The 21,200-nt window shown below is 52.1% G+C and carries 18 protein-coding genes; 12 read left to right on the top strand and 6 right to left on the bottom strand.

Features of this window, described 5'->3' with window-relative positions; all coding sequences use genetic code 11:
• Positions 1–131 precede the first annotated feature (131 nt).
• Positions 132–398, top strand: coding sequence for a hypothetical protein (locus EDD53_RS07670; RefSeq protein WP_123792653.1), 267 nt, complete (start codon positions 132–134; stop codon positions 396–398).
• Positions 399–409: 11 nt separating this feature from the next.
• Positions 410–1,054 carry a DUF1523 family protein gene (locus EDD53_RS07665; protein WP_123792652.1) on the top strand — a complete coding sequence of 215 codons (645 nt, stop codon included), beginning with the start codon at positions 410–412 and terminating at the stop codon, positions 1,052–1,054.
• 59 nt (positions 1,055–1,113) lie between these two features.
• On the opposite strand, the gene EDD53_RS07660 is transcribed toward EDD53_RS07665, so the two are convergent.
• Positions 1,114–3,447, bottom strand: a complete 2,334-nt coding sequence (locus tag EDD53_RS07660) for an aldehyde dehydrogenase family protein (protein WP_123792651.1) — start codon at positions 3,445–3,447, stop codon at positions 1,114–1,116.
• A 50-nt stretch (positions 3,448–3,497) separates the two neighbouring features.
• Entirely contained in the window at positions 3,498–4,496 is a 999-nt protein-coding gene (gene deoC / locus EDD53_RS07655) for a deoxyribose-phosphate aldolase (RefSeq protein ID WP_123792650.1), read from the bottom strand.
• A 202-nt stretch (positions 4,497–4,698) separates the two neighbouring features.
• On the opposite strand from deoC, the gene rpe reads away from it, so the two are divergent.
• Complete coding sequence (rpe, locus tag EDD53_RS07650; RefSeq protein WP_123792649.1) at positions 4,699–5,400, top strand: ribulose-phosphate 3-epimerase; 702 nt, start codon at positions 4,699–4,701, stop codon at positions 5,398–5,400.
• A gap of 60 nt (positions 5,401–5,460) precedes the next feature.
• Here rpe and EDD53_RS07645 read toward each other — a convergent pair whose 3' ends face one another.
• The 3 genes from EDD53_RS07645 to EDD53_RS07635 are packed head-to-tail and all read right to left on the bottom strand — an operon-like array spanning position 5,461 to position 9,632.
• Positions 5,461–6,363, bottom strand: coding sequence for a hypothetical protein (locus EDD53_RS07645; protein ID WP_123792648.1), 903 nt, complete (start codon positions 6,361–6,363; stop codon positions 5,461–5,463).
• Between the two features lie 40 nt (positions 6,364–6,403).
• Complete coding sequence (locus tag EDD53_RS07640; protein ID WP_123792647.1) at positions 6,404–8,632, bottom strand: glycosyltransferase family 2 protein; 2,229 nt, start codon at positions 8,630–8,632, stop codon at positions 6,404–6,406.
• Entirely contained in the window at positions 8,625–9,632 is a 1,008-nt protein-coding gene (locus tag EDD53_RS07635; RefSeq protein WP_246002289.1) for a glycosyltransferase family 2 protein, read from the bottom strand. Before EDD53_RS07635 ends, EDD53_RS07640 begins: the two co-directional genes overlap by 8 nt.
• A gap of 248 nt (positions 9,633–9,880) precedes the next feature.
• Here EDD53_RS07635 and EDD53_RS07630 point away from each other — a divergent pair, with 248 nt between their 5' ends.
• The 5 genes from EDD53_RS07630 to aroQ are packed head-to-tail and all read left to right on the top strand — an operon-like array spanning position 9,881 to position 13,793.
• Positions 9,881–10,882 (top strand): glycosyltransferase family 32 protein, encoded by a 1,002-nt coding sequence (locus EDD53_RS07630; protein WP_123792646.1) that lies wholly within the window; start codon positions 9,881–9,883, stop codon positions 10,880–10,882.
• A gap of 13 nt (positions 10,883–10,895) precedes the next feature.
• Positions 10,896–11,666 (top strand): sulfotransferase family 2 domain-containing protein, encoded by a 771-nt coding sequence (locus tag EDD53_RS07625; protein ID WP_170162717.1) that lies wholly within the window; start codon positions 10,896–10,898, stop codon positions 11,664–11,666.
• Complete coding sequence (locus EDD53_RS07620) at positions 11,667–12,575, top strand: phosphoadenosine phosphosulfate reductase (RefSeq protein WP_123792644.1); 909 nt, start codon at positions 11,667–11,669, stop codon at positions 12,573–12,575.
• Positions 12,576–12,603: 28 nt separating this feature from the next.
• Positions 12,604–13,317 carry a GntR family transcriptional regulator gene (locus EDD53_RS07615; protein ID WP_123792643.1) on the top strand — a complete coding sequence of 238 codons (714 nt, stop codon included), beginning with the start codon at positions 12,604–12,606 and terminating at the stop codon, positions 13,315–13,317.
• A gap of 38 nt (positions 13,318–13,355) precedes the next feature.
• Positions 13,356–13,793, top strand: coding sequence for a type II 3-dehydroquinate dehydratase (gene aroQ / locus EDD53_RS07610; RefSeq protein ID WP_123792642.1), 438 nt, complete (start codon positions 13,356–13,358; stop codon positions 13,791–13,793).
• An 8-nt stretch (positions 13,794–13,801) separates the two neighbouring features.
• Here the strand turns inward: aroQ and EDD53_RS07605 are convergent, their stop codons facing one another.
• Positions 13,802–14,866, bottom strand: a complete 1,065-nt coding sequence (locus tag EDD53_RS07605) for an AbrB family transcriptional regulator (protein ID WP_123792641.1) — start codon at positions 14,864–14,866, stop codon at positions 13,802–13,804.
• A 295-nt stretch (positions 14,867–15,161) separates the two neighbouring features.
• Between EDD53_RS07605 and nadA the strand changes: the two genes are divergently transcribed.
• The 4 genes from nadA (at position 15,162) to EDD53_RS07585 (ending at position 21,111) form a co-directional block, all read left to right on the top strand.
• Entirely contained in the window at positions 15,162–16,202 is a 1,041-nt protein-coding gene (gene nadA / locus EDD53_RS07600) for a quinolinate synthase NadA (RefSeq protein WP_425464049.1), read from the top strand.
• Between the two features lie 8 nt (positions 16,203–16,210).
• Complete coding sequence (locus tag EDD53_RS07595) at positions 16,211–17,785, top strand: L-aspartate oxidase (RefSeq protein ID WP_123792639.1); 1,575 nt, start codon at positions 16,211–16,213, stop codon at positions 17,783–17,785.
• Entirely contained in the window at positions 17,782–18,630 is an 849-nt protein-coding gene (gene nadC / locus EDD53_RS07590) for a carboxylating nicotinate-nucleotide diphosphorylase (RefSeq protein WP_123792638.1), read from the top strand. Before EDD53_RS07595 ends, nadC begins: the two co-directional genes overlap by 4 nt.
• A 177-nt stretch (positions 18,631–18,807) precedes the next feature.
• Positions 18,808–21,111, top strand: coding sequence for a molybdopterin-dependent oxidoreductase (locus tag EDD53_RS07585; RefSeq protein ID WP_123792637.1), 2,304 nt, complete (start codon positions 18,808–18,810; stop codon positions 21,109–21,111).
• Positions 21,112–21,200: the final 89 nt, after the last annotated feature.

Below are 21,200 nucleotides of genomic sequence, written 5' to 3'. Positions count from 1 at the left end.
CGGCCACCAAATTGACGCAGTTTGTGGACACAGGCGAGAAATATTCGCCCATGCCCCTCGTGTTGGCTCACACATCGCGCTAAGCTGCGACAAAAGGCTGATCTAGGTATGGCTGGCGCAAGGGGTGTTCAATGCTTGGCTTTCTTAAGTTTTTTATCCTTGGCTTTCTGGGGTTGTCTCTCTTGTATGGTTTATTGACCATTTATGTGCGCTCACTCACCAAAGAACGATTGGAAAATGAATGGGCCGAGATGGGTTCCATTGGCGCGCGCGATGACTATGTTGAGCAGGGATTGCAAGACTACAAAAAATCTATGCGCCCAAAGCTGTTGCTTGGGGTCTATATCTTTCCGATGATCATTTTTTGCGTGGTCTTCTATATGACAAACTATATGTGAGGCCGCCGAAAATGCGCTACGTTAAATGGACTTTGATTGCTTTAATCGTTTTGGTGGTGGGCGGTTTCATACATTATTCGCTGCCCCAACGAGACATCGTGCGGGTTGTCGGCACCAATACCGAACGCACCACGATTCCAAGCAATCGTGCGATTTTTTGGTCTGCGGGGGATCCAACCCGCGATGTGCAATATATCCAAACTGTGCAAGCCAATGGCAAGACTATGGAATATCGTAATGAGGATACGGGTTGGGGATGGCCGCCCTATTTCAAGTTCGATACATCAAGTCTTTACACAGAGGCCACGGATGCCGTTTCAAACAAAGCCAACCCCGAATGGTATTCAATCTCTCACTACGGCTGGCGCAGTGAATTGTTGTCGATCTTTCCCAATGCCATTGGAATCAAGCCTGTAGCAGGGCCAGAAGACACATCTTTTCCTTGGGTGAATACGATTATTTTGGCGTTCTTGGGTGTTCTGCTTTTGCTGATCTGGCGCATGTGGGTGCAGTTTCGCGAACGCACCATTGATCCATTGGTCGAAGATGCAGGCGATGCATGGGATGCCGTCGATGATCGCGCTGATGCGTTAAAAGATGGCGCACGCAATAAGGCGCAGGGCATCAAAAATTGGTTTGGCTCGCTGCGCAAATGAAGCACGTGAACTCATTGCATTGAAACATGGCCTGCTCCTACTGGGGCAGGCCATTTTCTTTACTCGCCGTAGGGCACCCAGACCGTTTTTACCTCTACCGACTGGGCCAACCAGTCGCGGGCAGAGTAACCGCGATCCATACCATTGTTGACCCAAGTGCGTTTGAGGTTGCTGGCACTTTCAAATTCGATGTGTTTGGAAATATCACTGCTGGAAAAGCTCCAAACCGCATCAATATCCATATGGCCAGCCATGGTTTCGGCCAAGGCGTCATGCGGCCCCGTTATGATATTCACCACGCCTGCAGGCAAATCCGATGTGTCCAACACTTGATAGAAATCGGTCGCAGCCAATTGGTAGGCATCGCTGGCAACGGCAACGACACGGTTGCCCATGGCAATCGCAGGCGCGATCACTTCAACCAGACCCGCCAAGGGGCGATCATCACAAAATGCGCCGATCACGCCCAAAGATTCGTTCATGGCCAAGGCAACACCGCGCATCGGTACAGGTTTTGCCGCGCCATCCAGCTTGTCGCACCAAGCCGCAAAGGTGAACAATGTCTCGATTGCATCGGTGACCTCTTGCACAGCTTTACCTGCTGTGGTGCCTGTCATGGCCTGAATGCGGGCGGCAAATTCATCGCTGCGCGCAGATAGGTTTTCGCCAATATAGTAAAGTATTTGGGCGCGCAGATGTGCGGATGCTTTCGCCCAGCCGGCAGCCCCACGCGCAGCTTCTACAGCGTTGCGGATATCTTTGCGCGATCCGATCCCAACATGGCCAAGTAGCTTACCTTTTGAGGAATAAACTCCCTTGCTATAGCCGCTGTCAGGGCGGGCTTGTTTGCCGCCGATGTACATTTTCGCGGTACGGTCCAAACCTTCGACTTCAAGGACTTGCGGCTTATCAAAAGCCTTAGGGGCTTTGACAGCTTTGCCTTTGACAATCGGTTTAGTGTAGGCCTGCAAGCCTTCCCAGCCGCCCTCGCGCCCGAAACCACTTTCGCGCAGACCACCAAAACCCGCGGCCGCATCAAACATATTTGCCCCATTCACCCACACGACGCCTGCGGCAAGTTTGGGGGCGATATCAAGCGCCAGATTGATGTTCTCAGTCCAGACACTCGCAGCCAGTCCAAAGCGGGTGTTATTGGCGACCTGAACCGCTTCTGCTTGGGTGCGGAAGGTTGTTGAAACCAAAACAGGCCCAAAGATTTCTTCTTGCATCAAACTGTCAGAACCATGCAGCCCCGTGATCAAAGTGGGGGGATAGAAACACCCCTCAGGGGCAGCAACAGGCTGGTGTACTTTGCCCGATTGAGCGCTTGTTTCAATCATCTGTGTGATGCGGCTGAGCTGCGCAGGGTCAACGATTGCACCCACATCAATGGATTTGTCCAGCGGATTGCCAATGCGCAGCTTCGCCATGCGGGCGATCAGGCGGTTATGGAAATCCTCGGCAATGCTTTCTTGCACCAAAAGCCGCGATCCCGCACAGCACACTTGGCCTTGATTGAAAAAGATCGCATCGACCAAGCCTTCGATGGCGCTGTCGATGTCTGCATCCTCAAACACCACATATGGGCTTTTTCCACCCAACTCTAAGGTCAGTGATTTTCCAGACCCTGCCGTGGCTTGGCGAATGCGTCGCCCAACAGCTGTGGACCCTGTGAAAGCGATTTTATCAATGTCATTATGTGCAACGATCATTTCGCCGACCGCGCCGTCACCTGTCACAATGTTGACCACACCTTTGGGCAGGCCCGCTTCGGTACAGATTTGCGCAAATAGCAGCGCGGTTAGGGGCGTATATTCGGCGGGCTTAAGCACAACGGTATTACCCATGGCGATGGCTGGCGCGATTTTCCATGCCAACATCAATAGCGGGAAATTCCAAGGAATGATCTGACCACAAACACCCAAGGGCGCACGATCTGGCAGTTCCTCATCCATGAGCTGCGCCATACCTGCGTGGTAATAAAAATGGCGTGCGACCAGTGGAATATCTGCATCGCGCGCTTCGCGGATCGGTTTTCCGTTGTCCAAACTTTCCAATACGGAAAATAGGCGGGCATGTTTTTGCACCAGACGCGCAAGCGCATATAGGTATTTGGCGCGCGCCTTGCCGCCGATTTTTTCCCATTTTTTTTGTGCGGCTTTCGCAGCTGCGACCGCTAAATCTACATCCGCTTGCGAAGCTTGGCTGATATGCGCCAAAACCTCACCAGTTGCTGGATTGCGGCTTTCAAATGTTGTGCCGACCTCGGTCGTTTGGCCACCGATAAAATGGCCAAAGCGGCTGCCGTTATCGACCAACCAGCGCAAAGCCTCAGCGGCACTTTCAGGGGCGTCACCATATTCCATTGTTTCGAATATCTCTTTAACTGTCATTTTTGGGCCTCGGTGGCTGTCATGCTATTTTGGATGTTAAGATCGTGATCTTAACCAATGGGGTGGCGATACGCGGCGGAGTAGTGCCCCGTGACATGGTGCTCAAGCTGGCGTTCGATATCGCCCAACAGGCTTGATGCGCCAAAGCGGAACATGTGGGGTTGCAACCAATGCGCGCCCAATTCTTCCTTAATCAGGCTGAGATAAACCAGTGAATCCTTAGCTTTTGAAATGCCGCCTGCGGGTTTGTACCCCACGCGGAATCCCGTGCGCGCATGATAATCGCGGATGGCACGGATCATGGTCAAAGACACGGGCAGGGTTGCGTTGACACTTTCCTTGCCTGTCGATGTTTTGATGAAATCTGCCCCCGCCATCATGCAAATATATGAAGCGCGCGCCACGTTGCGCAAAGACCCTAATTCACCTGTGGCCAAAATGGCTTTGACATGCGCTTCGCCGCAGGCCTCACGGAATGCGCGCATTTCATCGTAAAGGGCTTGCCAATTGCCCGACAAAACATGGCGGCGTGAAATAACGATATCAATTTCGGTCGCCCCTGCTTTAACGCTTTCTTGGATTTCTTGGATGCGTAAATGCAACGGGGATAGGCCTGCGGGAAACCCAGTTGAAACTGCAGCTACGGGAATGCCCGTGCCTTCAAGTGCTGTTACGGCTGTTTCGACCATATCGTGATACACACAGACCGCGCCTGTGGTGATCGGCCCCATGTCCAGCGCATCTAAAATATCGCGGCGCACTGGATTGGCGGCTTTTGCGCAAAGACGCTTTACACGTTCAGCTGTGTCGTCGCCAGATAATGTGGTCAGATCGATCATCGTGATCGCTTTGAGCAACCAAGCCGCTTGGTGATCTTTTTTGACGGAGCGGCGAGCGGGTAAGTTGGCGCAACGCCGTTCAATTGCCGAAGTATTGGCCTGTGCGCCAAGCGCCCAATCCAAATCCAACGGCACGCCTGTATTGCGCGGTTCATGCACCTGAGGCAAATGCGCATTGACTGAGGCTGTGGTGATATCCGTGGTCGTCATTGATTGGGCTCCGTCTGACTGCACATATAAGGTCTCACTTTGTGATCGTTTTGGCAATGTTTGACTTTTTGGTCAAATGCTTTGCGCAGCAACCTTACGTGACTTGTAAAACTGGCGGGGGGATCAATTCAGCCTTTGGGTGACAGGGCTGGAAAAACCGAGTAAAGCCAGCCTCAGAGAGCTTAAAACCAAAGGTGGCACCATGTCCAATCCCAATTCATTTGATCGGTCTATCAAAATCGCACCCTCAATCTTAGCGGCTGATTTTGCTAATTTCGGCCAAGAAATCGAAGCCGTTGAAGCGCAAGGCGCGGATTGGATTCATGTTGATGTGATGGATGGGCATTTTGTGCCAAATATCACCTTTGGCCCGCAAACCTGCAGCGCCATTCGCCCGCATATCAAATCGGTTATGGATGTGCATTTGATGATCGCACCTGTTGATCCTTATATCGAAGCCTTTGCCGAAGCTGGCGCAAATTTCATCACGGCGCATTTGGAAAGCGGTCCCCATATTCACCGTACATTGCAGGCCATTCGTGGGGCAGGGGCCAAAGCGGGTTTGGCACTCAATCCAGCCACACCTGTTGAAGATGTCGCCTATCTTTTGGATATGGTCGATCTTGTCTGCATCATGACGGTGAATCCTGGTTTTGGTGGACAGAAATTCATACACTCGCAGGTGGAAAAAACACGCAAGCTGCGGGATCTGATTGGCGATCGCCCGATCCATATCGAAATTGATGGCGGTGTCGATCCGACAACTGCACCACTTGTGGCTGCTGCGGGTGCAGATGTCTTGGTGGCGGGCTCTGCGGTGTTCAAGGGCGGGTCTGTGCAAAACCCCGCACCCTATGGCGACAACATTGCAGCCATTCGCAAGGCAGCTCAAGCCGCTCAGTAGGCTGCATCACGTCACGGGGTCAAATTTAAACAGGAGCCACAAAATCTACGTGGCTCCTTTTTATGCAAGATCGTCTTGGGTATAGGGCAAGATAAAATCGATCCCTTCACGCTTGCTCAAAGCCGTAATATCGCCTTCATAATTTTGCGACAGATCGTACACGGTTTGCCCGGTCCAGCCAGGTACACTGCACGCAGCAGACATTACTGTTTCATCCGCATATTTATCTAAAAACGCCAAGATGCTGCGCTCATATTGCTGCGGCGTGCTGAGTGTATGGTTGCGCAAAAAGGTTCGAAGGCGCGCCACGCCTTCTGGCTTCAGGGCGTCTTCGATTGCAAGCAGTGCGCCTCTGACTGGGGCATCCTCTGGCAGCCCCGCGATTTTCCGTAGGATGCGCGGCCAAATCAAAGGGGTGTCTTCTTCGCACCACATGGTGATCTTGGCGTTGGGCAGCACTTTTTGCACCTGATCCACGGGGGCTTGCCATGACAGATCCATTGGGTCGTTTGACTTCAAAAACCACTTTAGCGAAATGGGTGGTACTTTAACCGTTTGCGCAGCATTGATCAGGAATGCAGGGTTTCGGATCGCCATCGAAATACGCAGCTCGTGTTTCGAAAACAATTCGGCCACGCGCTGCACCGTTTCACCGATATTGGTATAAAGCTGCGCGCCTTTAAACATCAGCGCGCGTTCGCCCGCCCAATCTTCGTTGATCATGATCAGATGCTCCGCATCCGTCTTGTCCCCCAAAATCTCAGCCAAAACGGCGTCTTCCTCTTCGTCAATGGGGGGAAGACCATCCAACTGGGAAAGCGCTTTGCTGATAATAGGGCGGTATGATGCTGGGCCTGGAGCAAAGATATTTTCGCGCGCGAAGGCTTTCTTCCCAGCGTTGATCGCAGATACAAGCCGCGGGGTTCGTGTATGATGTGCGCCGATGTGAAGCGTGATACGCATGTCGGTCCTATCTATTGTCGTCTTGTGGCTTGGCTGCGTTTTAATGCGCTGTTTCCCCGCGCTCAACCGTGAAGAAAAACTTTTCGTCATGATCGGCATTGACCACGTCATCTGGAACAGTTTGCGGCCCCATCAAAAACACGTTGGCGCCAAAATGATGATGCATACGCGCCAGTTTTTCCATGCGCGGCCCTGTCAATTCTTCGTAAAATTTCGCGTAGTTTTCCGTTGCACGCAGGGCGTCGATTTTTTCTCTATGGGCTTTCACGCAGGCCTCGTGATGGGCGCGGATGTCAGGGTCGGCCAGCATTTTATCGAATTCTTCTTGCAGTTTCGGGATCATCCGCTGGATGGAGCGTTCCTCGACATAGTTATTGTTCATGCGAAACCAATAGGCCAAGCCCTGATCGCGGTCGACGTGGTTCACGCGGCCACGGTCGCGTTTGACCAAAAAGCTTTCAGCAGAGCGCACAGCGTAGTGATTGAGCTGCACCATATCATAGCCATATGTATCGGCGTTTGACCGCCACGCATTGCGATATTCTTCGCGCGGCATGGGTTTGCCAGAACCGTTATACCAGCGAATTTTATCCCAGATTTGCGGCTTTAGGCCCTTGGGGCGATGGACCCCAAGTTTTTTGAACAGTCCGACATTTTTGAAAAGGGTCTTAAACCCCCAAGCTTGGTGCGGTTTATTGGCAAATTCGGGCGCGCAGTTGGTGAATTGATCCAACAAAAATGCGTCTTCATATTCGTGCACATCGTTGTTGCCGAAGAGGCGCCAAGTGCAGGAAATAAGATTGGCATCGGGCAGGGCATCAAACAAAGCAGCCATTGTGCCATCACCGACTTTAATATCGATGAATTCATCAACATCCATCGAAATGGCCCAGTCAGAATTCTTATAGACGTCTTCTTTTTCTGCCTGCTGCAAAGCGTGGTGTTGCGGCTTTAGCCCTGTGCCGTGAAAGGCATTATCGCGATGCTGCAAATAGCCTTTTTCTTGCAAAAGTTCCAAAAACGTATCGGTGCCATCGGTGCAGTCATTGGTATAGACCAAAAAGCCCTCAACCCCGATTGCACGGTGATAGGCAACCCATTCCAAAATAAACGGGCCTTCGTTTTTCATACAGGTGACAATCGCCACAGAATTATCGCCGCGCGGTGGGGCTGCCACGTCTTCTTTCGGCATGAAAATAGGCTTATAGTCCCATTCCGTCTGAGACAGATTGATCAGTTCTTCGCTTTCGATCAAAGACGCTTTGGGTACAATTTTTGAAACCGTTTTAGCCACGTGACGCAGCCCCATGAAACGGAAAAATGGATAGCCCAGTTTTGCCTCAGCGCCGCCAATGCGGATCAGGCGAAATACCGAATTCGCGGGCAGCTTTGCAGGGGCCACACACCAGCGCCCGCGTTTCTTTTTCTCATCGAACTGCACACAGATATGATCCGCAAAGCGCACCGCATCATGATCACGCGCACGCCAAGGGTAACATTGGCTGCCGACAAGTTGCACAACGCCGTTCTCTGCTGTCTGCGCCAGATCAAAAATTGTCGTGTCTTGCTTGCGGGGGACAAGGTCGTAAACCTCAATATTGGCCACAGCACGCGCCGTTTCCAAATAGCGCCTGCGCAAGATCTCATAAACCAAAACATCTCCAAGCGGTGATGCCCAAGGCGCAGGATTGGGCACGCCCATACGGTCTTTTCCCGGCGCACCAGGCGTGGCGAAGGGGTGACTTTCGGCGGGCGACTTTCGATTGCCCAACGGCACAGTTGCATCCACAACAAGCACAGTTAAATCGACCCGCATCGCGGCCAAGCCCAACTCCAACTCGGTGTAAAAATCATGATCAGTCTCAGGCTCTGCGCGGTTCAAAATCACAGCACCCGTTAGGTCTTGATGTGTGACATGAAAAGACAACCATTCCAAAACTGCCGCAGCGGTTTCACCATTGCGCGTGGCCAGCGCTACATTGCGCCCCGCCATCAAATCGTTTTCGGGTGAAGACAATGCGATATCGCGTGCCACACCTGCAAGCGTGGCCGTGACGGTATCAGATGTCGGCGTGCCGACAATCCACGGCGCATTGCCGACAGAGCTAAATTCACCGTCTTCGAATATATCCGTGGCGATTGATTTGTTTAGAAAACTGGTGTGATCAAAAAACAATTCAGCCTTGCCATTGGGAGATTTTATCGCATCCAAAAGGGTGATGTTTCCAAAAACCTGTGCGTCAATACGGCGGGTGATTAGGTCAGCCATTTTTATCCTCAGAGGGTAAAGATTTTAAACGTGCAATATGATCAGCAAGCTGGACTGCGCTGGGCGGTGTTGACCCCGCCATCAATTCAAGTTGCCACATGAATTCAAGGGTTGCACGCTGTTGCTTGAGGCGCACAAAATCGGCTTTGTGATGCGCCAATGACGCGTGGTGTAAATCATCAAAGGCCGCCAATAAATTGCGGTGGGGTTCCGTTTGGGATGACATTTGCGCGATACGCGTATCAATGACGGTGTTGAAATTGCGTTCGGCCCAATAGCCTGTCGAGATGGGTTTGCTCATATGATTGGGCAGGCCACGCGCTGACTTTAGCACGAATTCTTCGATGGAACGCACGGAATAATGATTAAGCCAAGCGCGTTCGTTGTCTTGTCGCAGGCCAAACAGATTTATGCGCGACTGCTGTGTCGCAAAACTGTCCGGCAAGGCCGCGCCAGATGCGCTGATCCAAGTTGCAGTCTTGCCTTTGGGGCGATGAATGCCAAGTTCGCGAAAGGCTTTGGGACGGTGTAAGGTTTTGAAAAAATGCGCGAGCGGCAGGTTGATGCCATCAGGCGCCTTATGGGTAAAGCGTTGTGTGACGGGCGCATCAACCCATGCACTGTGACCACTGTGGCCAAACAGATGCCAGCGCAAAGGCACTGCATCGGCCTTCGCCATTAAGTCGTCCAGCGAAATTCCATTTAACACCAGATATTCATCAACATCGAAAAACAGCGCAAGATCGGCAGACTTATAGCGTTTCTCACGGCTCAAAACCTTCATCGCTTGCCATTGAACGGATAGATCGCCCGTAGGCTGAAAGGGAACATGCGTGATGATACCCGCGTCATTCAGTGCTTGAAGCAAGCTGTCCGTGCCATCGGTACATTCATGCGACGCAATCACAAAGTGATCAAACCCCGCACCAAGATGGTGCGCGATCCAATCGAGAAGCCAAGGGCCCTCGTTACGGATGCATGTAATCGCTACTGCTGTCACACCAATCTACCTCAGATGCTCATGTGGCCCATTGGGGTCCACCATCAAACTTTTCGTTTGATATTATTACAAAGTTGCTCTCATACCCCCTTGTTCAAGTCAAGGTTTGCTGGATTTTTCCCCCTGTTTCGGTGCTGGACGGATCGTCACTGTATGTTTAACATTCATAATTAGAGCAGTCAGGGGCGAACCGTCTTGGTTTAAGCCACTATGAATAAAAAAGCGGTTTGCGCTTAAGGGTATAGGTTATGTCAGAATTACCAGAAATTGCGTCACTGTGGATTGGCGGGCGTTTAAGTTGGCTTGAACAGTTGTGTTTGAAAAGCTTTGCCGATGCGGGGCATCACACGACCCTATATTCCTATGAACCCATCCCCAATGTTCCCGAAGGCGTGCATACTGCAGATGCGGCTGACATTTACCCTGCAGAACCCATGCTGCGCCATGCGCGCACAGGCAGCCCCGCGATCCATGCGGATATGTGGCGGCTAAATCTGTTAAAGCAAACCGATAAAATTTGGGTCGATGCTGACATGTATTGCTACCGCCCTTTTGATTACACGTCGCCCTTTGTATTCGGTTGGGAAAAAGAAGGCTTGGTATGTAATGCCGTTTTGGGCTTGCCGCGTGACAGTAAAACTTTGGATGCCTTGCTTGAATTTTTCAAAGATGAATATGCCATCGCGCCTTGGTTTAAAGACTGGCAGATCAAAGAACTTGAAGCCGAACGCGACGCGGGGCGTCCTGTGCATATGACCGCGCAAAACTGGGGCTTTACCGGACCAGCTTCTGTGACGCATTTTCTGATTGAGACAGGCGAAATCGAACATGCTTGGCCCGAACCCGCCTTTTATCCTGTGAGCTTTCCTGACCGCAATCACATGATCCAAAGCCGCTTTAATGTGGAAGAACGCTTTACAGAGGACACGCGCGGTGTGCACTTTTGGGCGCGCCGCATGAAGCCGCGTTTGGAAGAAAAAGAAAACAACACGCCGCGTCGTGGGTCTTTCATGCATGGGTTGATTGCCAAACATGAGATTGATCCTGCCGCAGCGCCGATCCCTGCGAAAAAGCCGAATGCGAATGCGAAGGCACCTGTCGATGATCCGAAATTCCAAGCCGAAATCGGTCTTGCCGCTCTGAAAGGCGATGCATCCATGGATAAGCTGTGTCGGGATTTCTTGGTCGACAAGCAGTTCATTAAAAAATGCCGCGACACGATCAAAGCCAACGCAGTTAAATTGTTTTAAGGTGGGGCAGACTATGACCAGTTTTGATGACCTCGTTGGAAACTACCTGCACAGAAAACACTTCTTGCAAACGGTGAACCTACCGACTGTGGCCCCTAGCGGTCGGTCGTTTTTGTACATGAAAAATCACAAATGTGCCTGCACAACTGTGATCGCCACCTTGATGAGCCTCTTGGCCAAAGAACAAGGCATCACCGAAGAAATTTCGATGGATACGGTACATGCCCCGCCAAAAACCGTTTTGCTGACGGGGCCGCGTGGCCTTGGGGATCAAAAAGTCATGGCGGCGATCAAAGACCCTGATGTTTTTAAATTCTCGATCATCCGCGATCCGATCACCCGCACTGTGTCTGCCTATGCTGATAAGATTGCCGCAAACGACAAGCAAAAGGGCAAGTTGATGCGCTATCTGGGCAAACCCGCAGATAGCAATATTACCCTTAAACAATTCATTGCGCTTTTGGCCAGCGATGAAGGTGCGCGCGATGTTGATCGTCACTGGCGTCCCCAGCATCAAGAAATTTCCTACGGGCTGATCCCCTTTGATTACATCGGCACAGTCGAAAATATCAAACCTGCGATGGATCACATCGTCGGCACAATCTTTGGCGCCGATGCTGTGGGGCAAACTGTCGATACGCGCAGGTCTATGGGGCATAAAACATCCTCAAAAGAATTGATCGAAACGCTGACAGACCGCGATTTCAAAAACCTTGAAAAAGCTTTTGGCCCCGATTTTGAAATGTACGAAACAGTCAAAGCCAATTTGGCGAAGGTGACTTAAATGGACGGTGAGCCCCATACTGTTTCAAAGTCTGATTGGCGTGATGATTTGCGCAAGCTTGGCGATGCCGAAGGCTTTTACCAAGAACTTGGTGCCAAACACACAGCCTTACATATCAAGCGCGGCGATACGTTGATCGTGACTTTTGAAAACCTTGATCACGTCTTTGAAGATGGCGAAGGTAAGATGCCTTGGGGGTTTGATTTCGTCACCAAACGCGGCTGGTCTATGTTGGGTCTGATGGCTCATGATTGGACATGGTACCGCGACCAAGATGTCTATGATTTCTTCGATCGTTTGAAATCAGAGGGCTTTTTTGACGATTTCAAACGCGTGGTATTTTATGGCGCCTCAATGGGCGGCTATGCGGCCGCAGCATTCAGTGCGGCCTGCCCAGGGGCAACCGTTGTGGCCATTTCTCCGCAAGCCACTTTGGCGCGCCAAGATGCCAGCTGGGAAACGCGATACCGCAAGGCATGGAAGCGCGATTTTTCAACACAATACGGGTTTGCCCCCGATATGATCAAATCAGCGGAAAAAGTTTATATCTTTTATGATCCCTTCGCGCCCCTTGATGCGATGCACGCTGCCCTGTTTCGGGGTGACAATGTGGTCAAACTGCGGTGTCGGTATTTCGGGCACCGCATTGCCTCCATGTGGATCCGTTTGAGCATATTAAAGCCGATCGTTGAGCAGTCCATCGCAGGGACATTGACGGAACCCGCATTTTACAAAATGCTACGCGGGCGCAAAGAAGATCTGCGCTATCAACGTGAAATGCTTGAGCGGCTGGAACGTAAAGGTCGACCTTGGTTGATTGCACGCTATTGCGAAGCTGTGTTGGCGCGACGGGGAGCCCCCAAATTTCGTAAAGCCATGAAACAAGCATTGAAAAAAATGGGCGCATAACCTTTCAGCGCTTTTGTGCAAATCGAGGATGCCGGTGCAAGACGACTACACAGCCTATATTCGACGCACAGCTCAGCAACCGGTGAAGAACGCGACACGGGCTAGCATTCTGACCGCACGGCTTCGTGCCGCCATAATTCGTGGGGATTTGAAACCAGGCCAAAAGGTAAACCTTGATCAGTTGCGGGCCCAGTACAATGTGTCGTTGTCGCCATTGCGCGAAGCAATTTCACGCCTTTCTGTAGATGGCTTGGTCAAATCCTTGGATCAGCGCGGTTCAACCATCGCACCGCTTACGCTTGTTGAGCTCAATGAAATCGTTCAATTGCGCCGCGAAGTCGATGTTTACGCACTGCGCGAAGCGATAAAAAGGGGAGGAGACAATTGGAAGGCGCGGCTGCGCGGGGCGGCTGTCGTTTTGCATTCAGCCGCCACCGCGAAAGCAGGGCCTGAGTTTGAAGAAAACTGGTCTGTTGCACATACGGCGTTTCATTCCGAACTTATCTCAGGATGCAAAATGCCTTTGCTGATTGATTTCTGTCTCAACCTACATGACTTGCAAGACCGCTATCAGCGTCAACTGGCGCCGCAGCTTGCACGATGTGTCGAGGTCTGGCGCATCCATGCCGCGATCGCAACCCATGCGGTTAATGGCGAAGCAGATAGCGCGGCGCTTGCATTTTTGACGCATTTCGACAAAGAAATAGTGACAGTTACTGAACAGCTTAGTCAGTTGCGATAATTTTTGGCCTTTTGGCCGCACACCAAAAGGCGCGCGTGATGACAAAACAAATTCTAATCCTGAACGGACCTAACCTAAACCTTCTGGGCAAGCGTCAACCCGAGATCTACGGCCATGACACCCTAGAGGACGTCGTGGCGAACTGCTCTGTTTTGGCGGAAGAGTTGGGCCTGACAGTGACAGCCGCGCAATCCAATCACGAAGGTGACATCATCGACCAGATTCACTCAGCGCGTGACACCGCAGCAGGCATTATCATCAACCCTGCTGCTTTCACACACACGTCGGTGGCCATTCTTGACGCGTTGAATGCCTTTGACGGTATTGTACTAGAAGTTCACATTTCGAATGTGCACAAGCGAGAAAGCTTTCGCCACCAGTCTTACGTGTCTTTGCGTGCCGATGGCGTTATCGCTGGATTTGGTGTCGAGGGCTACACACTCGCTCTGCGGCGCATGGCGAGTGTACTGACTTAGGCCAAATTTCACTGGCTAAGTTTACGCGCAATCCATGTGAGAAACGTGGGCGCAATGGCCAGCAACAGCACGATCCGCGCCAGATGGTGCAGGGCGATATAAGCCACATCAGCATCCATCGCGATTGCGACCAAAGACATTTCTGTCAGGCCGCCTGGTGCATATGCCAGTAAGATTTGCTCTGTGGTTTGATGAAACATCTCGTGCAATCCGATGGCGAATCCCAATGATAAGGCCAGCATCACCATCGTTGCCCCAGCGCTGAGCGCAATCGTTTCAATAATCAAACGCGGCGTCGCGCCCATAAAACGACAGCCCAGCATGGTGCCCAAAATGACTTGCGCCGTGATCACCAAGACAGCAGGGGGGGCAGACTGGGTAAGACCCGTCATATGGGCCAAAGCCGATAGGATCAGCGGCCCCAACAGGCCGCGCGCAGGAAAGCGCAACATTTTGCCCAGTCCTGTTCCTAAAATCGCGCAGGCCAATAAAATGCCAGCATTCTTAAGATCCAGCGTGGCTTCTGCGCCTTCGGGGGCCAAGACACCCGACACCTCATAGCCCAAAACAACCCTGAAATAGGCGGCGATCAAAGACACAGTGATCACAATGCGAGCGGCATGTGACAAGATGATCCGTTTTTCGTCACCGCCAAGATCGCCGCCGATGATGGTCATTTCGCTCAGGCCTCCTGGCATTGCCGAGAAAAAGGCGGTCACAGGATCTAGCCTGCCGATTTTGATATAAAAGGGCACAACCAGCGCAGCAGCCAAGGCAACATAGACCACGAGACCCAGTAACGAGAGACCCCATTCCAGCAGGTGTGAAAACGTCTGCGTGTCGAAACTCGCGCCCAGCATCACACCAATGACTGGTATAATATAGGGCCGCAGTACGCCCGGATCTTTCATTGGCATCTTGCCCATTGATGCCAAGAAACATGCCAACATCGATCCCAACATCCAAGGTAAGGGCATGTCCAGCAAAGACAGCGCCAACCCACCAGCTGATCCAATCGCAAGGGCAAGGGCCATATTTGGTGTTTCAGGGGGCAGGGATAGAGCGCGTTTCATTCGGGATCCAAACTTTTAGCGGCGGTTTTAATATCGATCCAGCAAAGGCTAGACCCTTTGCGCAACGATATATGCCAAGTAAATTCAAGGCCATGATCAATTCAGCCTAGGTCATAGGCTAAATTTGCAAGCCCAGCCGTTTTTAGAAAGAAACGTCACTCTCTTGCCTTAACCTATGTGCATGTGGCACATCTGGCGCGCTTATTCTTTTCCGCCCAGACAAGACGGCTCACGACGGGGCCATCTGTCATGTCTGTTCGGATTTGCCCATAACGGAGACATTCCAGTGCTAGATATGCCAAAAGTTAAAACTGTTCTTGCCGATCATTACGATCTTGCACCCTCCCCAGAGTTGGCGGAAAGCATGCAAGACATCTACGCTAAAATGTCCCGCGTTGTCTCGCCTGTGGATTGGGCCATCTACGCCCCCTATGTCAAGGCGATCAATGAATTGAAAGCCAAACGCAATGCGGTGATCTTGGGGCATAATTATATGACGCCAGAAATTTTCCATGGTGTCTCTGACTTCGTTGGCGATAGTTTGCAATTGGCGATCAAAGCCACCGAGGTCGAAGCTGATGTGATCGTGCAGGCTGGTGTTCACTTTATGGCTGAGACTTCAAAAATCCTCAGTCCTGATAAAATTGTTTTGATGCCCGATATGGATGCAGGCTGTTCTTTGGCCGAAAGCATTACGGCTGAAGGCGTCGAAGAAATGCGCGCAAAATATCCCGGCGCGCCAGTTGTGTCATACGTGAACACAACTGCTGAAGTGAAAGCTGCCTCTGACATCTGTTGCACATCATCAAATGCTGTTCAGATTGTCGACGCGATGGAAAGCGACACTGTGATCATGACGCCAGATCAGTTCTTGGCGCAAAACGTGGCAAATAAATCCAAAAAGAAAGTCGTCTTCTGGGAAGGCTCCTGCATCGTGCATGAGCTGTATAAAGCGGATGATCTGCGCGCCTACCGTGAAAGCGATCCAGAAGTCAAAATCATCGCCCACCCTGAATGCACGCCCGAAGTGGTGGCGGAATCTGATTTCACAGGTTCAACCAGTGGCATCATTAAATGGGTGCATGACAACAAACCCGCCAAAGCGATGTTGATCACCGAATGTTCCATGGCGGCGAATATTGCCGATGAATTGCCAGAAGTTGAATTTGCAAAGCCCTGCAATGCGTGTCCTTACATGAAAAAGATCACACTTGAAAAAATCCTATACGCTTTGCACACCATGGAAGGTCAGGTCGAGATTGATCCTGATATGGCCGAAAAAGCCAAATTATCTGTGACGAAGATGATTGATCTGTCCCGCGAATTGGGTCTGTGAGAAGCCTCATGAAAGAGATCCAAACAGATCGTGTCGTCATTGTCGGCGCTGGCCTTGGCGCGCTCTATGCTGCGCTGAAATTGGCGCCGCGTCCCGTTTTGATGATCTCGCCTGAAGTCTTGGGCGAAGGGGCTAGCTCTGCGTGGGCGCAAGGTGGGGTGGCCGCTGCAATGGACGCAAAAGACGACCCCAAAAATCATGCAGCAGACACCGTGAAAGCGGGCGCTGGTACTGTCGATCCTGAGGTGGCCGATTTGGTGACGCGACATGCACGCGACTACATCTTGGATCTCACGCGGATGGGCGCGCCTTTTGATCGCACGGATGATGGCGGATATGTTTTGTCGCGTGAAGCAGCGCATAGTTTTGCACGCGTTGTGCGCGTCAAAGGCGATCAGGCTGGTGCTGAAATCATGAAGGCGTTGATCGAACAGGTGCGTGAAACGCCTTCGATTCAAGTGCTCGAAGGTACAATGGCAGTTGATCTGGATGTCACAGACGGAACGGTCACGGGGATCGCGATCCAAGATTCTGACACCAACAGGTCGCAACCGATCATGCTGCGCGGTGCGGCCTATCTTTTGGCGGGCGGCGGGTCTGGCGGTCTATATGCGCTCACCACCAATCCCCCTCGCATTCGTGGCCAAGTGATCGGCATGGCTGCACGCGCAGGCGCGATGATCACCGATGCAGAATTTGTACAGTTTCACCCAACCGCGATGGATGTGGGGGAAGATCCTGCGCCGCTCGCAACCGAAGCTTTGCGGGGTGAAGGCGCGATTTTGATCAACAAGAATGGCGAACGCTTCATGCAGGCTGTGCATCCCGATGCGGAACTTGCCCCGCGTGATGTCGTGGCGCGCGCTATTTTTTCACAAACCCAAGCAGGTCTACGCCCTATGTTGGACACGCGTGCAGCGCTGGGCGAAGATGTTAAAACGCAGTTTCCTGCTGTGGCCGAAGCCTGCGCCCGCAATGGGATTGACCCCGCTGTTGATCCAATTCCAGTGGCAGCTGCGGCGCATTATCACATGGGCGGCATCGCGACCGATACCCATGGGCGCGCCAGCCTGACAGGGCTATGGGTCTGCGGCGAGGCTTCATCGACAGGGCTGCATGGGGCCAATCGTTTGGCGTCAAACGGTTTGCTGGAAGCGCTGGTCTATGCACGTATCTGTGCAGAGGGCATTATCTTGGAGGTGGCAGATACATCCACAGCCGCGCCGCAACCGCTTGACGTCACATTTGATGCGGGCGGTAATGCTCCCAATCCCGCGGCAGTGATGGCCTTGCGCGAAACGATGACCACTTTGGTTGGCGTTGTGCGTGAAGAGGCGGGGCTGAAACAGGCCTTGCGCAAAATTGACGCGCTTGAAAATACCAATGCCGACAGTCCATCTTTCATGAATATGTGCGCGACAGCAACATTGATCGCCGCCTGCGCTTTGCTGCGTCAAGAAAGCCGAGGCGCACATGAACGTTCCGATTATCCAGAAACTCTGGCAGGTGAAGGGCGGCGTTCTGAAATTTTATTAACTGATGCGCTGGCGTTGCGTGCACAGATTGCAAAGGATGCAGCATGAGCTTTTCTACCGTTCCCGACTTGATTTTAGAACCTATGGTGCGGGGCGCGCTGTTGGAAGATTTGGGCAGCTATGGTGATGTGACCACCCGCGCAGTAATCCCAGCCAGCGCAACTTATGATGCCAATATCAACGCGCGTGCTGATGCGATTGTGTCAGGGATGCAGGTGGCGGCACTAGCGTTTCGGTTGGTCGACCCCAGCCTTGAGGTGCAGATCCTGATCCAAGATGGCCAGCCTTGCAAAAAAGGCGATGCCTTGATGACAATCAAAGGCTCTGCGGCTTCAATTTTGTCAGGCGAACGCGTTGCGCTGAATTATGCAGGGCGCTTAACAGGTATTGCCACCAAAACCGCTGGTTTTGTGGCTGAAGCAAAAGGCACCAAAGCGCGCGTGACCTGCACACGTAAAACGACACCGAACATGCGTTTGGTTGAAAAACTGGCGGTGCTGCATGGCGGTGGGTTTAATCACCGATATTCTTTGTCCGATGCGATTATGATCAAAGACAATCACATCGCAGCCGCTGGCGGCATTCGTCAGGTGCTGGAGGCCGCGAAAGCACAAGCCAGCCATATGATGGCGGTGGAAATCGAAGTGGATCGTTTGGATCAACTGTCAGAAGTGCTTGAGGTCGGTGGCGCCAGCGTTGTCTTGTTTGATAACATGGACAACGACATGCTGCGCGAGGCTGTTTCGATCGTCGATGGGCGGATGAAAACCGAGGCCAGCGGCAATGTGAAGCTTGATCGCATCGCCTCAATCGCGGCGACGGGCGTGGATTACATTTCCTCAGGCGCTTTGACACATTCTGCTCAAACCGTCGATCTGGGGCTTGATTTTTAACAAAATCGCGTGACCCAGCATAGCTGCTGACTGATGCCGTAAACGGTGCTGCCGCGGCAAAAAGATGCCGCGTTTGGGGGTGTGATCCCTTGGCTGTGAACCGTGCTATAGTGGCTATTGATCATTTGGAAAACCTTGCATACTGACAAGAAAATCCGTCATCAAAGGCATCGGCTCATGGTCAAAAAATATACAGCGTCTCATTGGGGTGCATATGAAATTCAAGGGGCCGATAAGGATTTAACGCTTGCACCATTTGCCACTGATCCCGATCCCGCGCGGATCGGTCGTGGGTGGTTAGATGCCATGCAAGACACTGAAACGCGGATTGCCCGCCCGTCTATTCGCAAAGGTTGGCTGGAAAACCGCGATCACGCGCGCAGCGGAAATGCCGAATTTGTGCAAGTGCCATGGGATGAAGCACTGAACTTACTGGCCCAAGAGGTCACGCGTGTCCGTACAGATCACGGTAATAAAGCGATTTTTGCAGGCTCTTACGGCTGGGCCTCTGCTGGGCGGTTCCATCATGCGCAATCGCAATTGCGGCGTTTTCTAAATCTGATTGGCGGCTACACTGGAGCGCGTGACACCTATTCTCATGCGGGGGCAGAAGTGATTTTACCCCATCTTACAGGTATGACAAATCGGGTGTTCCAAGATCAAATGACCAGCTGGCCTTTGGTGGCCGAGCACTGCGAAACATTGGTGTCATTCGGCGGGCTTTCCAAGCGCCCTGCGCAGGTGGCCTCATCGGGGACATCAAAGCACGAAACCCAAATGTGGTTGGACAAGGCGCAAAACAACGGCTGTCGGATTATCAATATCTCCCCGCTGAAATCCGATGTTGCACCGCATTTGTTAGCAGATTGGATTGCCCCGCGTCCAGGTACGGATACGGCGCTTATCTTGGCTTTGGCTTATGAGCTATTTGACAAAGGGTATGCCGACCGCGCATTTCTCGAGCGCTACACCAATGGTAGCGACCAGTTCGAAGCCTATGTCACGGGCGTCTCAGATGGCCAACCAAAGACCGCGGATTGGGCGGCTGACATATGCGATATCCCTGCTCAGATCATTAAAGATTTGGCGCAACGGATGGGCACCACAAAAACCATGATCAATATGGCATGGTCCTTGCAGCGCGCCGATCATGGCGAAGTCACCGTTTGGGCGGGGTTGGCACTGGCAGCTATCCTTGGTCAAATTGGCCAAGCTGGGACTGGATTTGCTTTTGGCTATGGCTCGACCGAAACTGTTGGGCGTCCGCGCAAGTTGATAAACTGGCCATCAATGCCGCAGGGCATGAACCCAATCGCAAGCTTTATCCCCGTAGCGCGTATCGCTGATATGTTGGAAAACCCTAATCAAAGTTTTTCCTACAACGGGCGCAGCTATACCTATCCCGAAGCCAAAATGATCTGGTGGTCTGGTGGAAACCCGTTTCATCACCACCAAGATTTGGCGCGCCTTGATCGCTTGTGGCAACGCCCCGATACAGTTGTCGTGATGGATCACAGTTGGACAGCCACAGCGCGCCGTGCGGATATTGTTTTGCCGACAACTTCGGCCTTGGAACGGGATGATTTGATGATAAATCGTCGTGACGAGACCATGGTTTATATGTCTGCAGCCATGCCCGTGATGGGCGCGGCGCGGGATGATTTTGATATTCTGGCAGATCTATCCAAACGGTTTGATGTGTTTGACTCTTTCACAGAGGGGCGCACTGCGCAGGAGTGGCAGCAGCAGATTTGGATCTCCTGTCAAAAGGTGGCCAATAGGCATGGGTTTGAATTGCCAGAGTTTGACCTTTTTAAATCCTCAGGTGTTTTTGAAGTTCCAAATGCAGAAGATCTGCGTATTCAGTTTTCTGACTTTATTGCCGATCCTGTAAAGAATGCACTGAAAACTCATAGTGGTAAAATCGAGCTGCACAGTCAGTCTATCGCCGATATGGGGCTTGCCGACTGTCCTGATATACCGCGTTGGATGCCGCCTGTTGAAAGTCTGATTGGGGCAGATGATGACCTATTGCATTTGATCTCAGGTCAGCCCGATACGCGACTGCATTCGCAAAATGACAACGGCTCTGAATCGCGCGCGAGCAAATTACAAGGTCGCGAAGTCTGCGTGTTGCATCCAGATGCTGCAAAACAACGTGGGCTCAGCGCTGGCGACATCGTTTTGATTGAAAACGCCCGTGGCGGTTGTCTCGCGGGACTCGCGCTCAGCGACAGTCTGCGCCGCGATTGCATCGCTTTGCCCACAGGTGCGTGGCTTGATTTGCGCCAGATCGATGGCAAGCCAATTTGCGTACACGGCAATCCGAACATGTTGACACGCGACAAGGGATCGACGCAGTTGAGCCAAGGAAACATCGCCCATACCGCTGTGGTGCGCGTATCGAAATGGTCCAAACCCTTGCCAGAAATCTCGATTTTTGATGCACCGAATTTGACCTCTACGGGCGCAAAAGACTAGTCAGCCTGTGCTGAAAATCCGTGCAGGTAAGCCACGGGTTAAAGTTTTCTGCACCGAAAGATTCGCGGGATGCAAAAAAATTGTTAACA

This window comes from Pacificibacter maritimus (assembly GCF_003814915.1).
GTDB lineage: Bacteria > Pseudomonadota > Alphaproteobacteria > Rhodobacterales > Rhodobacteraceae > Celeribacter > Celeribacter maritimus.
The sequence above is the reverse complement of the archived record's forward strand: the minus strand, read 5'-3'. Positions and strand labels throughout refer to the sequence as shown.

Coding starts and splice junctions, on each gene's coding strand:
- EDD53_RS07670 (WP_123792653.1), top strand. CDS start 132: ATGCTTGGCTTTCTTAAGTTTTTTATCCTTGGCTTTCTGGGGTTGTCT.
- EDD53_RS07665 (WP_123792652.1), top strand. CDS start 410: ATGCGCTACGTTAAATGGACTTTGATTGCTTTAATCGTTTTGGTGGTG.
- EDD53_RS07660 (WP_123792651.1), bottom strand. CDS start 3,447: ATGACAGTTAAAGAGATATTCGAAACAATGGAATATGGTGACGCCCCT.
- deoC (WP_123792650.1), bottom strand. CDS start 4,496: ATGACGACCACGGATATCACCACAGCCTCAGTCAATGCGCATTTGCCT.
- rpe (WP_123792649.1), top strand. CDS start 4,699: ATGTCCAATCCCAATTCATTTGATCGGTCTATCAAAATCGCACCCTCA.
- EDD53_RS07645 (WP_123792648.1), bottom strand. CDS start 6,363: ATGCGTATCACGCTTCACATCGGCGCACATCATACACGAACCCCGCGG.
- EDD53_RS07640 (WP_123792647.1), bottom strand. CDS start 8,632: ATGGCTGACCTAATCACCCGCCGTATTGACGCACAGGTTTTTGGAAAC.
- EDD53_RS07630 (WP_123792646.1), top strand. CDS start 9,881: ATGTCAGAATTACCAGAAATTGCGTCACTGTGGATTGGCGGGCGTTTA.
- EDD53_RS07625 (WP_170162717.1), top strand. CDS start 10,896: ATGACCAGTTTTGATGACCTCGTTGGAAACTACCTGCACAGAAAACAC.
- EDD53_RS07620 (WP_123792644.1), top strand. CDS start 11,667: ATGGACGGTGAGCCCCATACTGTTTCAAAGTCTGATTGGCGTGATGAT.
- EDD53_RS07615 (WP_123792643.1), top strand. CDS start 12,604: ATGCCGGTGCAAGACGACTACACAGCCTATATTCGACGCACAGCTCAG.
- aroQ (WP_123792642.1), top strand. CDS start 13,356: ATGACAAAACAAATTCTAATCCTGAACGGACCTAACCTAAACCTTCTG.
- EDD53_RS07605 (WP_123792641.1), bottom strand. CDS start 14,866: ATGAAACGCGCTCTATCCCTGCCCCCTGAAACACCAAATATGGCCCTT.
- nadA (WP_425464049.1), top strand. CDS start 15,162: ATGCCAAAAGTTAAAACTGTTCTTGCCGATCATTACGATCTTGCACCC.
- EDD53_RS07595 (WP_123792639.1), top strand. CDS start 16,211: ATGAAAGAGATCCAAACAGATCGTGTCGTCATTGTCGGCGCTGGCCTT.
- nadC (WP_123792638.1), top strand. CDS start 17,782: ATGAGCTTTTCTACCGTTCCCGACTTGATTTTAGAACCTATGGTGCGG.
- EDD53_RS07585 (WP_123792637.1), top strand. CDS start 18,808: ATGGTCAAAAAATATACAGCGTCTCATTGGGGTGCATATGAAATTCAA.